Origin of the sequence: Saccharothrix sp. ALI-22-I, from assembly GCF_001984175.1 — a bacterium.
In the GTDB taxonomy this organism is placed as follows: Bacteria; Actinomycetota; Actinomycetes; order Mycobacteriales; family Pseudonocardiaceae; genus Actinosynnema.
In genome coordinates this window covers 95,050-107,229 of sequence record NZ_MTQP01000064.1, presented here as the reverse complement: position 1 = coordinate 107,229, position 12,180 = coordinate 95,050, and the positions used below count along the sequence as shown (strand labels likewise).

Here is a 12,180-nt window from a genome sequence, read left to right as displayed (position 1 = left end):
GGAGACTGGGTGGGTGCGCATAGACCTGCACACCCACTCGACCGAGTCCGACGGCACCGACACGCCCGCGGAGCTGGTGGCGGCCGCGGCCGCCGCCGGCTTGAGCGCGGTCGCGATCACCGACCACGACACCGCCGCCGGCTGGGCGGAGGCAGCCAACGCGCTGCCGCCCGGCCTGAAGCTGGTGCGCGGCGCGGAGTTGTCCTGTGCCTCAGACGACGGTCGGGGTCGGGTCGTCACCGTCCACCTGCTCGCCTACCTCTACGACCACACCTCGTCCGCGTTGGTCGAGGAGCAGCTGCGGCTGCGCCTCGAACGACGGCACCGGCTGCGCCGGATGGCCGAGCGGATGGTCGCCGACGGCTTCCCCATCGACCCCGACGAGCTGATGGCGGCCATGCCGACCGACGCGCCGGCCGGACGTCCCCACCTCGCCATGGCGTTGATCCGGGCCGGCGTGGTGACCAGCGTCGACGAGGCGTTCGCCCGGTACCTGACCGGCGGGCGCTACTACGTGCCGCGCACCGACACGCCCGTGGCGCGGGCCATCGAGATGATCACCGAGGCCGGTGGGGTGACGGTGCTCGCGCACCCTTTTGCCTCGTCGCGCGGCCCGATCGTCACCGAGCAGGTGGTGGCGGACCTCGCCGCGTTGGGCTTGGCCGGCGTCGAAGTCGACCACCCCGATCACGACCCGGAAACCCGCGCCCGGCTGCGCGGGCTGGCGGGCGACCTAGGGCTGCTGACCACCGGCTCCAGCGACTACCACGGCACCAACAAGACGGTCCGTCTCGGCGCGGAGACCACCTCGCCGGACGTGCTGGACGCACTCGCCGACAGAGCAACCGGATGCAAGGTGATCGTCGGTTGAGGAACAGCCGGACCCCGCGAGGTCGCGTCGGTCCAGGCGACCTCGCCGCCGTCTGCGGAGCAGCGGCCATCAACACAGTAGCGTTGAGGTGTGCAGGAACAGTTGGGGTTCGACTTCGGCGCGATGCCGAAGAAGCTGGTGCGGGTGACGCCGGCGAAACTCTCGACGTGGGCGGACTGCCCGCGTCGGTTCCGCATGGCCTACCTCGACCGGCCATCGCCACCGCGCGGTGGGGCGTGGGCGCACAACACCCTCGGCGCGGTCGTGCACAACGCGTTGAAGGCGCTGTTCGACCTGCCCGCCGAGCGCCGCACGCCCGAGCAGGCGGTGGCGCTGCTGCACCGGCAGTGGAAGAACGACGGCTTCCGGGACGCCGAGCAGGCGGCCGTCTACCGGGACCGGGCCGTCGGGTGGGTGCGCGACTACGTCACCGACCTGGACACGTCGATCGAGCCGGTCGGCATCGAGCGGTGGGTGTCCACGCCGACGTCGAAGATCGTCGCCGAGGGCCGGGTCGACCGGATCGACCTGCGCGACGGCGAGCTGGTGATCGTGGACTACAAGACCGGGCGGCACGCGCTGACCGTGGACGACGCTCGGGGCTCGCAGGCGTTGGCGCTGTACGCGCTGGCCGCGCGGCGGACGTTGCGCAAGCCGTGCCACCGGGTGGAGTTGCACCACCTGCCGTCGGGCACGGTGGCGGTGTGGGAGCACACCGAGGAGAGCCTGGCGCGGCACGTGTCGCGGGCCGAGGAAGCCGCGGACGAGCTGAGGCTGGCCTCGGACACCCTCGCCGCGGGCGGCGACCCGGAGATCCTGTTCCCGCCGCGCACCGGCTACCAGTGCACGTGGTGTGACTTCCGCCGCTCCTGCCCGGAGGGCCAGCAGGCGGCGCCGACGATCGATCCGTGGGCGTTGCTCGCGCCGTAGAGTGGCCGGGTGACGATGGTGGACAGCAGACCCGAACCGCGTCTGGCCAGGTTGTGGCGCGGCGTCAGCGGCGCCCTCGCCGTCGGCTTGGTGCTGTTGGCGTTGGCGTTGATCGGCTTCCAGATCTACGCGGGCAACAACGAACTACCAGGTCCGGGGCTGGACGTGGTGGCCGGACACATCGCGACGGCCGTGGCCGCGGTGGTGGCCCAGATCGTCGCCGACCGCCGCAGGGGCTGGACCGTGGCGGTGTGCGGCCTGGTGGTCGTGCTGCTGGCGGCGTCGACCCTGTGGTTCTACTGGTGGGCGTGAGTTCGGGGCATTAGCTGAGCCAGGCGCGCCAGGTCGGCAGCAGCGTGGCCAGCAGGGCGTCCGGGGTCTCGGTGTTCGGCGAGTGCATGGCGCCGGACAGCACGGCGAAGTCGGCGTCCAGCCGTTCGGCCATGTCCCGCTGGCTCGCCGCCGACCAGGCGTCGTCCAGTTCGCCGCACACCACCAGGCACGGGATGCCCGCCCCGCGCGCGACACGGGCCAGTTTCGCGACCAGGTCCGGTTCGGTGCGCAGCGCTTCGCCCATGCCCAGCAGGCCGGCGGGTGAGGAGCGGACGAACCGTTCGCGGTAGAAGTCCTTCAGCTCCTGCGGGATCATCTGCCAGCGCGGGTGCAGTGCCTGGCGGGTCTCGTGGACCTGCTGCGACGCCTCGACGCCCTGTTCGCGCAGGATGATCTCGCCGTAGTCGAGGGCGGCGCGGCGTTCGCCCGGCGGGAGTTCGGACGGGCCGGACGAGAGCAGCGTCAACCCGGACACCGGCGCGCCCGCCAGCACCGCGCCGCGCGCGACCAGGCCGCCGAACGAGTGGCCCAGGAGCAGCACGCGCCTGCCCTCGGCGGCGAGTTTCGCGACCAGTTCGGCCATCGACGCGCCGAGGGCGGCGGGCCGGTAGTCGGATTCCGCGATCGGGCCGACCGATTCGTACTGGCCGGGCAGGTCGACGGCGACGACTTCCACACCGGCGTCGGCGATCGGGTCGATCAGGGGCGCGAAGTCCTCTTTGGACCCGGTGTAGCCGGGGAGCAGCAGCGCGGTGGCGCCGAGGTCGCGTCCGGCGGCGGGCGCGCGCAGGGCCGCGATCGGGCCGTGCCGACCGGGCAGGTCCACGCGTTCCGCGCGGTGCGGGCTGAACTGCGAGTGCACGTCTCGCAGTCTGCCCCACTCACCGCGCGGGCGCTGGTGCTTACCCGCAGTGCCACGGGGTCACCGGGTCGCGACGCGCAACGCCGGCTACCTCAGCCCCACCGAACGACAGTCGCCGCAGTTGTCACTCTCACCGTGACGAATCGACGACGATCACCAGCTCCGCGCCATCTTCACCTCGGCCGACCCGCACCGGGCGCGATGATCGTGGGCTTACCGGAGTGCGACGAGCGTGCCGCCGCGCTGCTCCAGCACGACCGGCCCCTCGGTGGCCATCTCGACCGGACCGGTGTGGCCGTCGCGGTTCACCGGGATCGAGCCGATCTCCTCGCCGGTGACCTGGTCGAGCACCTTCAGACCGTCCTGGACCGGCAGCAGCAGTCGGCCGGCGAGCGTGGTGCCCGGGCCGAGCGTGTCGTCGGCGGTCCACAGCGGGTTCAGGTCGGCCAGCGACAGCGCCACCGTCTTCGACCCGGTGAACCAGTAGATGTTCGCGGTGCTGGTGAAGGTGGATACCACGCGGCCGGGCGGGTCGCCCGCCAGGTCCTCGGCGGTGACGTCGACCGGGTAGGTCGCGACCAGCCCACCGGTTTCGGAGTCGTACACCACGATCCGGCCCGGTCCGGCGATCGCGACCCGGTTCGCGGTCGCCGCGATCACCCGGGCGCCCTTCTCACCGGTCACCGCGGTGCTGATGACCTGCGGCTCGTCGGACTTCTCGGGGTTGGGCTTGAGCACCGTGAGCCGGTCGGACGGGTCCTGGGTGGGGCAGCGTTCGATCAACGCGATCTTGCCGCCGGTGACCGCGAACGAGCCGTACGTGCAGTTGGTGCGCGGCTGCTTGTTCGGGTTCACGATGGCGCGCAGCCGGCCGTACTCCATCGAGCGGACCAGGTCGTCGCGGCGGTAGACCTCGGCGAACGTCTCGCCGGTGGTGAGCACGTGCGAGCCCTCGTTCAGCAGGCGGGTGCCGAGTTCGGCGTCACCGTTGCGCTGCGGGCCGCGCTTGCCGGAGGCGGTGTCGAGGGTGGTGACCTCGGAGCAGTTGGTCTCCTTCCGGTGCACCGCGAAGATCCGGCCCCAGGCCGTGGAGACGGTGCACAGGGGCCAGTCGCGGGCGTAGCGCCACCGGACGTCGCCGGTCACCGCGTCCCGGCCGACGACCTCGCCGCCGTCACCGGTGACCACGACCGAGTCGAGGTTCACCGGAACCGGCGTCGCGCCGCTGGGCGCCCGCCAGATCTCGGAGAGCGTCGGCGGCAGCGCCGTGGCCGGTTGCAGCGGCGTGATCTGGGACGGCCCGGTCTGGCTGGTGGTGTTGCGCGCGTCGCTGGTCAGCCACAGAACCAGGCTCGCCACCAGCACCGCGACCACGACCAGCGTCAGACCGATGAAATCCCCCCTGGTCCGCCACGACCTGGACGGCACCGGCTCCGGGGTGTCGTCGTCCTGCGGCTCGATGGGCTCGGCCAGGACGTCCTCGTCCAGCACGACCTGCCCGTTCGACTCCGCCTGCTCCGGCTGGCCCACTGCCCGGCTCCCGATGGTCGGTGATCTATCACGTCGGTCTGGCGACATGCTGCCACCACTGGGAAGTGCTCGGTGTGAGGCGTCCGCAGTCGAGGCCCGCAGCCACATGCCACACCCCGCCCAAAACCGCACCACGACCCGTCCACACCGAGGTCCAGGGTCCAAGCGGGGTCGGGTCCGCACCGGGGCCAAGCCCGCACCGGGCCAGGTCCGATCAGTAGCGCGGGCAAAGTCTCAGCGGGCCAGGTCCGCACCGGATGGGCTGGCGCCGGGGTCGGGCCGGGGCCTGGTCTGGCCGGTGGCCCGAGTCCCGTTGAGCCCATGTCGTGCTGAGCCCATGTCCCGCCGTGGCCGAGCTCTGCCTATCCCAAGCCCGGCCAGGTCCCGTCAAGTCCGTCGAGCTCGTCCCGTCGAGCCTGGGTCCCGCTGGGGGCCGAACTCCTGCCGCGATCCGAACGTCATCCCGGCGGGCGGGGTGGGTCACGGGGTGCGGGGGTGGTTCGGGGTGCCTCGGTTTAACCGAGGTACGAGAACAGTGTTTCCGTACATTTTCGGGCCATGATCACCCGATCGTGCGTCTCCGGCCTGGTCGGGCCGGGCAGCGCTCGAATCCGCGCTGCCCACCACGATTCTTCCCTACTCGGCCGGAGCGGACTCGCCCGACTCGCCGTTACCGGTCGGACGGCGACGCCTGCGCCTGCGTGGGCGGTCGCCCTCGGCGGACGAAGGTGCGGCACCGGAGGACGCGGACTCGGTGGTCGGTGCACCGGCGGTGACCTCGGCCGATGCCTCGGTCGTCTGGCCGTTCTCGGTCGACGCCACGCCGGCGCGGCTGCGGCGGCGTTTGCGGGGGCGGGTGCCGCCTTCCTCGCCGGAGCCGGAGCCGGTGGTGCTGCCGCCGGCGTTGGAGTTGGTCTCCGGGGCCGGTGCGGCGTCGCCCGAACGACCGGTGCGGCGACGCTTGCGCGTCTTCTTCTCGCCCTTGAGGTTCTCCTCGGGCTCGGCGCCCAGGCCCGCGCGTGTGCGCAGGCCCATCGGCAGCCGGCCGGTCGAACCTGCCGGGATGTCCAGTTCCGCGAACAGGTGGTCCGACGTCGAGTACGTCTCCACCGGCTCCGGTTTGCCCAGGTTGAGCGCGTCGCTGATCATCTTCCAGCGCGGCATCTCGTCCCAGTCCACCAGCGTGACCGCGACACCCGTGCGCCCCGCGCGACCCGTGCGGCCGATGCGGTGCACGTAGGTCTTCTCGTCCTCGGGGCACTGGTAGTTGATCACGTGCGTGACGCCCTCGACGTCGATACCTCGCGCCGCCACGTCGGTGGCCACCAGCACGTCGATCTTGCCCGACCGGAACGCCCGCAGCGCCTGCTCGCGCGCGCCCTGCCCGAGGTCGCCGTGCACGGCCGCCGCGGCGAAACCGCGTTCGACCAGCTCGTCCGCGACCTTCTGCGCGGTGCGCTTGGTGCGGGTGAAGACCATCGACAGGCCGCGCTCACGGGCCTGCAACGTGCGCGCCAGCAACTCCGACTTGTCGAGCGCGTGCGCCCGGTAGACGAACTGCTCGGTGCGCTCGTGGATGGCGCCCGCGTCGTTCTCCTCGGCCCGCACGTGCGTGGGCTGGTTGAGGAACGTCCGCGCCAGCGTGATGATCGGGCCGGGCATGGTCGCCGAGAACAGCATGGTCTGCCGCTCGTCGGGCACCATGCGCAGAATCCGCTCGATGTCGGGCAGGAAGCCCAGGTCCAGCATCTCGTCGGCCTCGTCCAGCACCAGGCTGCGCACCTTGCCGAGCACCAGGTGGCGCTGTTCGGCCAGGTCCAGCAACCGGCCCGGCGTGCCGACGATCACGTCGACGCCCTTGCGGAGCGCCGCGATCTGCGGCTCGTACGGCCGGCCGCCGTAGATGGCCAGCACGCGCACGCCGAGGTGCTTGGACGCGTCGGTCAGGTCGTGGGTGACCTGCAGGCACAGCTCACGCGTCGGGACGACGACCAGCGCCTGCGGCGTGCCGTCACCCGGAACGGTGATGTTCTGGAGCAGCGGGATGCCGAAGCCCAGGGTCTTGCCCATGCCGGTGCGGGCCTGACCGATGACGTCGTCGCCGGCCAGCGCTAGCGGCAGGGTCAGCTCCTGGATGGCGAACGTCCGGTGGATGCCCGCCTCGGCCAGCGCGCGCACGATCTCCTCGCGCACGCCCAGCTCGCCGAACGTCGGTGAATCGGGCTTGACCGGAGCGTCGGCCACGAGCGGGTGGGAGGTGTCCTCCGCGGGCACTCCCGCCTCGCTGTGCTCCAAGGCCACCGGGTCGATATGGGTCTCTTCGTTTGTCGCGGTCAGGATGATCGCCTCTCTCGTACCAGCGCGCCACGGCCTGTACGGGCCGCTCGACCGCGTCATCGCCACTGGGGCCACCGCAAGGGGCCGGGCGGGGTCGCGGGAGGGCCAGCGAGGTGTGTGCGCGCACCCTCTCCTGACGGCACGGTGCCGCCGCAGTTCAGCCTTCGGCACCGCTGCGAGCCCCCATTGGGCCGCGCCGCGCCGGGCGTCGACTGTCGAGTCTACCCGCCGACTAGGCCGATCGGGATGGAACGCGAGGTGAAGTGCGGTTTCGCGTGCCTGACGTGTTGTGAAGGACACCCGACTAGGCTCGCCGGTATGAGCGACCCGGGAGTGGATCGAGCGGCCGGTCAGGCGGTTGCGGTGGGTGAAGAGGGCCAGGTGGCCGAGGGGGTCGTGGACCTGCTGGGCGCGCTCGCGTACGGCGAGCTGTCGGCGTTCGACCGGATGGCCGAGGACGCGCGCACCGCGCCCACGCTGTCCGGGCGGGCCGCGTTGTCGCAGATGGCGGCGGCCGAGATCGGCCACTTCACGCTGCTGGAGCAGTACCTGGCCGACCGCGGCCACTCGCTGGAGAAGGCCATGCGGCCGTTCGCCGCGGGTTTCGACGCCTTCCACGCCTCGACCGCGCCCCGGTCGTGGCTGGAGTCGTTGGTCAAGGCCTACGTCGGCGACGGTCTGGCGGCCGACTTCTACCGCGAGGTCGCCGAGTGGCTGGACGCGCCGACGAAGGAGTTGGTGCTCGCGGTGCTGGCCGACACGGGCCACTCGGCGTTCGCCGAACGCGAAGTCCAGGCCGCCTGCGGCACCGATCCGAAATTGCGCGACCGGCTCACGTTGTGGGGCCGCCGGCTGCTCGGCGAGGCGTTGACGCAGGCCCAGTACGTGGTGGCGGAGCGGGACGGGCTGGCCGAGCTGATCGTCCGCGGCTCGGGCGACCTGGCGGGCATCGCGGCGCTGTTCCGCCGCCTCCAGCAGAGCCACACAAGGCGCATGTCGGCGCTCGGGCTCGGCTAGGGTTGGGTTCGAAAGCCATCAACGCCGCACGGAGGTCAGCGTGGAGGTCAGGGTCGGGATCGCGGACAGCCCGCGGGAACTCGTGGTGTCCAGCGGGCTCACCCCCGAAGAGGTCGAGGCGCAGGTCGCGGACGCTCTGAAGGCGGGTACCGGGCAGCTCGTGCTGGTCGACCAGAAGGGTGCCCGTTACGTGGTGCCCGCGGCGCGCATCGCGTACGTGGAGATCGGTCCGAGCGACCAGCGCCGGGTCGGTTTCGTCTCGGGCGACTGAGCCCCGCCGAGTTCGCCAGAACGCCAGAAGGGGCACCCGATCGGGTGCCCCTTCCGCGTTTTTCGCCCCTGGTCAGCCGACGGTGAACGGCGGGGTCGAGATGCCCGCCACCCGGTATCGCCGCCAGGGGTCGGGGTCGGTCAACGACCCGGTCGCCGTGCCGTCGGGGGTGCGCAGCAGCGCGGTCCGCGCACCGCCCTCCACCAGCTCGGTGACCTGCTCGTTCGCGCCGACCCGGCCGTACCAGTGGTAGCGGCCGTCGATGGGCTGGAAGTAGCCGCGCAGCTGCACGCTCACCGGCACCTCCCGCTCGTCGAACACCAGCACGGCCGCGCCGGTGTACCCCTCTTCGCCGTGCTCGTGCTCCTCCGACATCACGCCTCCTCGATGTTGACCAGCCGCAACCGGGGTTCTTCGGCGAAATCCGCGGTCAGCGGGGCGTCCGGGTCGAGTTCCACGCCCGCGGAGCGGAGCAGGCCGTCGATGGCGTGCCAGATGATCGTGGTCAGGTAGTCGCTCAGGCTCGCCCGCGTCATGGACTGCCGGTCCAGCCACCAGTCACCGGCGTTCTGCACCATGCCGACCAGCGCGTGCCCCCACGGCTCGGCGCCGCCGGAGTCCATCCCGAACGCGCGCAGGTAGTCGCCGAGCAGCCGGGCCAGGGCCGCCGCGATCAGCTGCTTGTCCTCGTTGACCACGTCCTGCTCGACCGGCCGGTCGGTGAACGACTTGCGCACCACGAACCGGTACAGGTTGGGGTGCTCCTCGATCACCGACAGGTACGCGTCCACGATCCGCTTGATCCGGGCTCGGAGGGGCCCGTCCTGGCTGAGGGCGGGTCCGAGCCGGTCCATCAGCATCTCGGTGCCGCGCTGACCGACCGCGAGGTAGAGGTCGGACTTGTCGGCGAAGTGCCGGTAGAGCACCGGCTTGCTGACGCCCGCCTCGGCGGCGATCTCGTCCATGCCGACGTCCGGGCCGTGCTTGGCGACGGCACGGATGGTCGCCTCCACGAACTCGGCGCGCCGCGCCTCGCGGTGCCCCTTCCACCGTTCGCGACGCGCGTCCGTTCCGGCCTTGACAGTGCGAGCCATGTGACGCACGCTACCAGAAGTAACCGTTACTTCAAGTATCACATACTTCCGGGGAGGGACCCGATGACGAGGATCTTGAAGGTCGCGGACCGCGAGAAGACCGCCGAACGTCTGCTCAACTCCTCGGCCGACAAGTTCTACGACCCCGAGGTCGACATCGACTGGTCCGCACCGCTGGTGGACGGCCTGCGGTACACCCCCGAGCACCGGTGCTCGCTCTACGGCACCGAACTGTGGGACCGGATGAGCCCGGAGCAGCGCATCGAGCTGTCACGGCACGAGGTCGCCAGCGTCGCGAGTGTCGGCCTGTGGTTCGAGATCCTGCTGATGCAGATGCTGCTCAAGGAGGTCTACCGCTCGGACCCGACGACCAAGCACGCGCAGTACGCGCTGACCGAGGTCGCCGACGAGTGCCGCCACTCCACGATGTTCGCGCGGATGGTGGAGACGATCGGCTGCCCGCCCTACGGCCCCAGTCAGTACACCTACCAGCTGGGCAAACTGCTCCCGGTGATCGGCTACGGCCCCGCGCTGTACGGGTCGATCCTGGTCGCCGAGGAGATCCTGGACCGGTTGCAGCGCGAGACCATGGCCGACGAGACCGTGCAGCCGCTGGTGCGCATGGTCAACCGGATCCACGTGCTCGAAGAGGCCCGGCACGTGCGGTTCGCGCGCGAGGAGGTCGTCCGGGGGATGGCGGAGTTGACCAAGAAAGAGCTGCCCTACCAGCGGTGGCTGATCGCGACGACGTCCATGTTCATCACCCGCTCGCTCGTCAACCCGGACGTGTACGCGGCCGTCGGGCTGGACAAGGACGTGGCGCACAAGGCCGCGCTGGCCAACCCGCACTGGCAGGAGACCATCCGCTGGTCGGGGGAGCGGATCATGAAGTTCCTGGACGAGGTCGGTCTGATCGGCAGGCCCGGGATGCGGGCGTGGCGTCGGTCGTTCCTGCTCGGATGAGCGCCCGGACGGGTGTGAGCCGGGAGGTCGACCAGCGGTTCGTGACCTCGGACGGCACCGCGTTGCACGTCGTGGACGACGGGCCGCGGGACGCGGAGCTGACGACCGTGCTGCTGCACGGCTGGACGTTGGACCACACGTCGTGGGACCTGGTGGCCGCGGAGTTGCCGGGCCGGGTGCTGCGGTACGACCACCGGGGTCACGGCGGCTCGGCGCCCGCGCCGCTCGGGACGGCCACCATCGCCCAGTGCGCCGACGACCTGGCCGAGCTGATCGCGGCACGGGTGCCCACCGGCCGGATCGTGCTGGTCGGGCACTCCATGGGCGGGATGACGATCATGGCGTTGGCCGAGCAGCACCTCTCGCTGCTCGACCGCGTCGCCGGCGTGGTCCTGGTAGCCACCTCTTCGGGTGAACTTGCCGACTCGACGCTCGGGTTGCCCACCGCGTTCGGCCGGGCGTTCATGGCGGGGGAGAAGGTGGTCAACCGCCGGATCGCCCGGTTTCGGCGGGCGGAGCTCCTGCGCCGAACGGAAGTCGCCCGGCCGGGCCTGCGGTGGCTGCTGTTCGGCAAGCGACCGTCGTGGCGGCACGTCGCGATGACGGCCGCCATGGTCGGCCGGTGCCACCCGGTGAGCATGGTCGGCTTCCGCGACTCGCTGAACGAGCACGACCGGCGCAAGGCACTGGCCGCGTTCGCCGACATCCCGTCGGTGGTCCTGGCGGGTGCGGAGGACCGCCTCACGCCTTTGCGCCACGCGAGGGTGCTAGCCGACGAACTGCCACACGCCGAGCTGGTGATCCACCTCGGTGCCGGTCACATGCTGCCCCTGGAAAGAGCGACCGAGGTCAGAGCACACATCACCGCAGCCGCTCATCGCCAGCCGCCCATGACCGGCCACCCATCGCCAGCCACCCATGACCGTCGTTGACCAAGCGTCCCCCGGCAAGGGGAACCCCTTGTTTTGATCCTGCCGGCAAACACCGACAATCCCGCGCGATCGCGGCCGGCCTGTGGACAACCGGCGCAGCTGTGGACAACCGGGCGTTGTGGTGAACCGGGCGCTGTGGTGAACACCGCTGTCGTGAACGACGGGGTGAATGACGGGTTAGGGCACGACGGGGTGGAGCACGACGGGGTGGAGCACGACGGGGTGGAGCACGACGGGGTGGAGCACGACGGGGTGGAGCACGACGGGGTGGAGCACGACGAGGTGGAGCACGACGAGGTGGAGCACGACGAGGTGAAGCACGACGAGTGGGGCCGTCGTCGGGACGGCCCCACTCGCTGTCGTGCTCAGTGCTGTCTCGCTGTCGTGCTCAGTGCTGCAACGGGAAGCCGCCGCCGATGCCCCGCCAGGCGAGGTTCGAGATCAGGGCGATCGCGTCTTCCTTCGCCAGCTTCCGGTCGTCCGCCAGCCACGCGCGTGCCGTGACCTGGCTCAACCCCACCAGACCCACCGCCAGCAACCGGGCCCGGTGCTCGTCCAGGCCGGCGTCGGCGGTGATGGTGTCGGTGATCGCCTCCACGCTGTCCGTCGTCGCCCGCTCGACGGCACGCGCCACCGCGGGCTCGCCGCGCAGGTCCGACTCGAACACCATCCGGAACGCCTGGCCCTCGCCGTCCACGAAGTCGTAGAACGCGGCGACCGCGGCCTTGACCCGCTGCTTGTTGTCCGTGGTGGACGCCAGCGCACCGCGCACGCGGTTCACCAGCTCGTCCACGTGGGACTCCAGCAGCGCCATGTACAGCTCGAGCTTGCCGGGGAAGTGCTGGTAGAGCACCGGCTTGCTGACGCCGGCGCGCTCGGCGATCTCGTCCATCGCGGCGGCGTGGTAGCCGTTGGTCACGAACACGTCCTGCGCCGCGGCCAGCAACTGGGCACGTCGAGCGGTGCGTGGGAGTCGTACACCCCGCCCCGCCGCGCCGCCGTGGTGCCCGACCGCAGTCTGGGCCGTCTCCGTCATGGTG

Annotated in this window: 14 protein-coding genes; 7 read left to right on the top strand and 7 right to left on the bottom strand. The window is 71.2% G+C overall.

The window, feature by feature from the left end:
• Positions 1-13 precede the first annotated feature (13 nt).
• The 3 genes from ALI22I_RS25475 (at position 14) to ALI22I_RS25465 (ending at position 2,113) form a co-directional block, all read left to right on the top strand.
• On the top strand, positions 14-871 hold the full coding sequence (locus ALI22I_RS25475; protein ID WP_077008069.1) for a PHP domain-containing protein: 858 nt from the start codon (positions 14-16) through the stop codon (positions 869-871).
• 90 nt (positions 872-961) lie between these two features.
• Positions 962-1,801, top strand: a complete 840-nt coding sequence (locus ALI22I_RS25470) for a RecB family exonuclease (RefSeq protein WP_077008068.1) — start codon at positions 962-964, stop codon at positions 1,799-1,801.
• 9 nt (positions 1,802-1,810) lie between these two features.
• Positions 1,811-2,113 carry a hypothetical protein gene (locus tag ALI22I_RS25465; protein WP_083751999.1) on the top strand — a complete coding sequence of 101 codons (303 nt, stop codon included), beginning with the start codon at positions 1,811-1,813 and terminating at the stop codon, positions 2,111-2,113.
• Between the two features lie 10 nt (positions 2,114-2,123).
• On the opposite strand, the gene ALI22I_RS25460 is transcribed toward ALI22I_RS25465, so the two are convergent.
• The 3 genes from ALI22I_RS25460 to ALI22I_RS25450 all read right to left on the bottom strand — a co-directional run bounded on the left by ALI22I_RS25460 (position 2,124) and on the right by ALI22I_RS25450 (position 6,923).
• The gene (locus ALI22I_RS25460) at positions 2,124-2,996 is read right to left on the bottom strand and encodes an alpha/beta fold hydrolase (RefSeq protein WP_077008067.1); all 873 of its coding nucleotides are present in this window, start codon (positions 2,994-2,996) and stop codon (positions 2,124-2,126) included.
• 213 nt (positions 2,997-3,209) lie between these two features.
• A complete protein-coding gene (locus ALI22I_RS25455) occupies positions 3,210-4,526 on the bottom strand; it encodes an Rv3212 family protein (RefSeq protein WP_238598566.1) in 1,317 nt (438 codons plus the stop codon).
• Between the two features lie 636 nt (positions 4,527-5,162).
• On the bottom strand, positions 5,163-6,923 hold the full coding sequence (locus tag ALI22I_RS25450; protein ID WP_083752024.1) for a DEAD/DEAH box helicase: 1,761 nt from the start codon (positions 6,921-6,923) through the stop codon (positions 5,163-5,165).
• Positions 6,924-7,181: 258 nt separating this feature from the next.
• Here ALI22I_RS25450 and ALI22I_RS25445 point away from each other — a divergent pair, with 258 nt between their 5' ends.
• Together ALI22I_RS25445 and ALI22I_RS25440 are read left to right on the top strand one after the other, a co-directional pair.
• Complete coding sequence (locus ALI22I_RS25445; protein WP_179118360.1) at positions 7,182-7,880, top strand: ferritin-like fold-containing protein; 699 nt, start codon at positions 7,182-7,184, stop codon at positions 7,878-7,880.
• A 40-nt stretch (positions 7,881-7,920) separates the two neighbouring features.
• The gene (locus ALI22I_RS25440) at positions 7,921-8,151 is read left to right on the top strand and encodes a DUF3107 domain-containing protein (protein ID WP_077008064.1); all 231 of its coding nucleotides are present in this window, start codon (positions 7,921-7,923) and stop codon (positions 8,149-8,151) included.
• 72 nt (positions 8,152-8,223) lie between these two features.
• Here the strand turns inward: ALI22I_RS25440 and ALI22I_RS25435 are convergent, their stop codons facing one another.
• Positions 8,224-8,526, bottom strand: a complete 303-nt coding sequence (locus ALI22I_RS25435) for a DUF4873 domain-containing protein (RefSeq protein WP_077008063.1) — start codon at positions 8,524-8,526, stop codon at positions 8,224-8,226.
• On the bottom strand, positions 8,526-9,245 hold the full coding sequence (locus ALI22I_RS25430) for a TetR/AcrR family transcriptional regulator (protein ID WP_077008062.1): 720 nt from the start codon (positions 9,243-9,245) through the stop codon (positions 8,526-8,528). The genes ALI22I_RS25435 and ALI22I_RS25430 overlap by 1 nt, the downstream gene beginning before the upstream one ends.
• A 63-nt stretch (positions 9,246-9,308) precedes the next feature.
• Here ALI22I_RS25430 and ALI22I_RS25425 point away from each other — a divergent pair, with 63 nt between their 5' ends.
• Together ALI22I_RS25425 and ALI22I_RS25420 are read left to right on the top strand one after the other, a co-directional pair.
• Entirely contained in the window at positions 9,309-10,208 is a 900-nt protein-coding gene (locus ALI22I_RS25425; protein WP_077008061.1) for an AurF N-oxygenase family protein, read from the top strand.
• The gene (locus tag ALI22I_RS25420) at positions 10,205-11,140 is read left to right on the top strand and encodes an alpha/beta fold hydrolase (protein WP_077008060.1); all 936 of its coding nucleotides are present in this window, start codon (positions 10,205-10,207) and stop codon (positions 11,138-11,140) included. The genes ALI22I_RS25425 and ALI22I_RS25420 overlap by 4 nt, the downstream gene beginning before the upstream one ends.
• Positions 11,141-11,317: 177 nt before the next feature.
• Here ALI22I_RS25420 and ALI22I_RS51175 read toward each other — a convergent pair whose 3' ends face one another.
• Positions 11,318-11,461, bottom strand: a complete 144-nt coding sequence (locus ALI22I_RS51175) for a hypothetical protein (protein ID WP_179118359.1) — start codon at positions 11,459-11,461, stop codon at positions 11,318-11,320.
• A 67-nt stretch (positions 11,462-11,528) separates the two neighbouring features.
• Positions 11,529-12,176 (bottom strand): TetR/AcrR family transcriptional regulator, encoded by a 648-nt coding sequence (locus tag ALI22I_RS25410; RefSeq protein ID WP_077008058.1) that lies wholly within the window; start codon positions 12,174-12,176, stop codon positions 11,529-11,531.
• Positions 12,177-12,180: the final 4 nt, after the last annotated feature.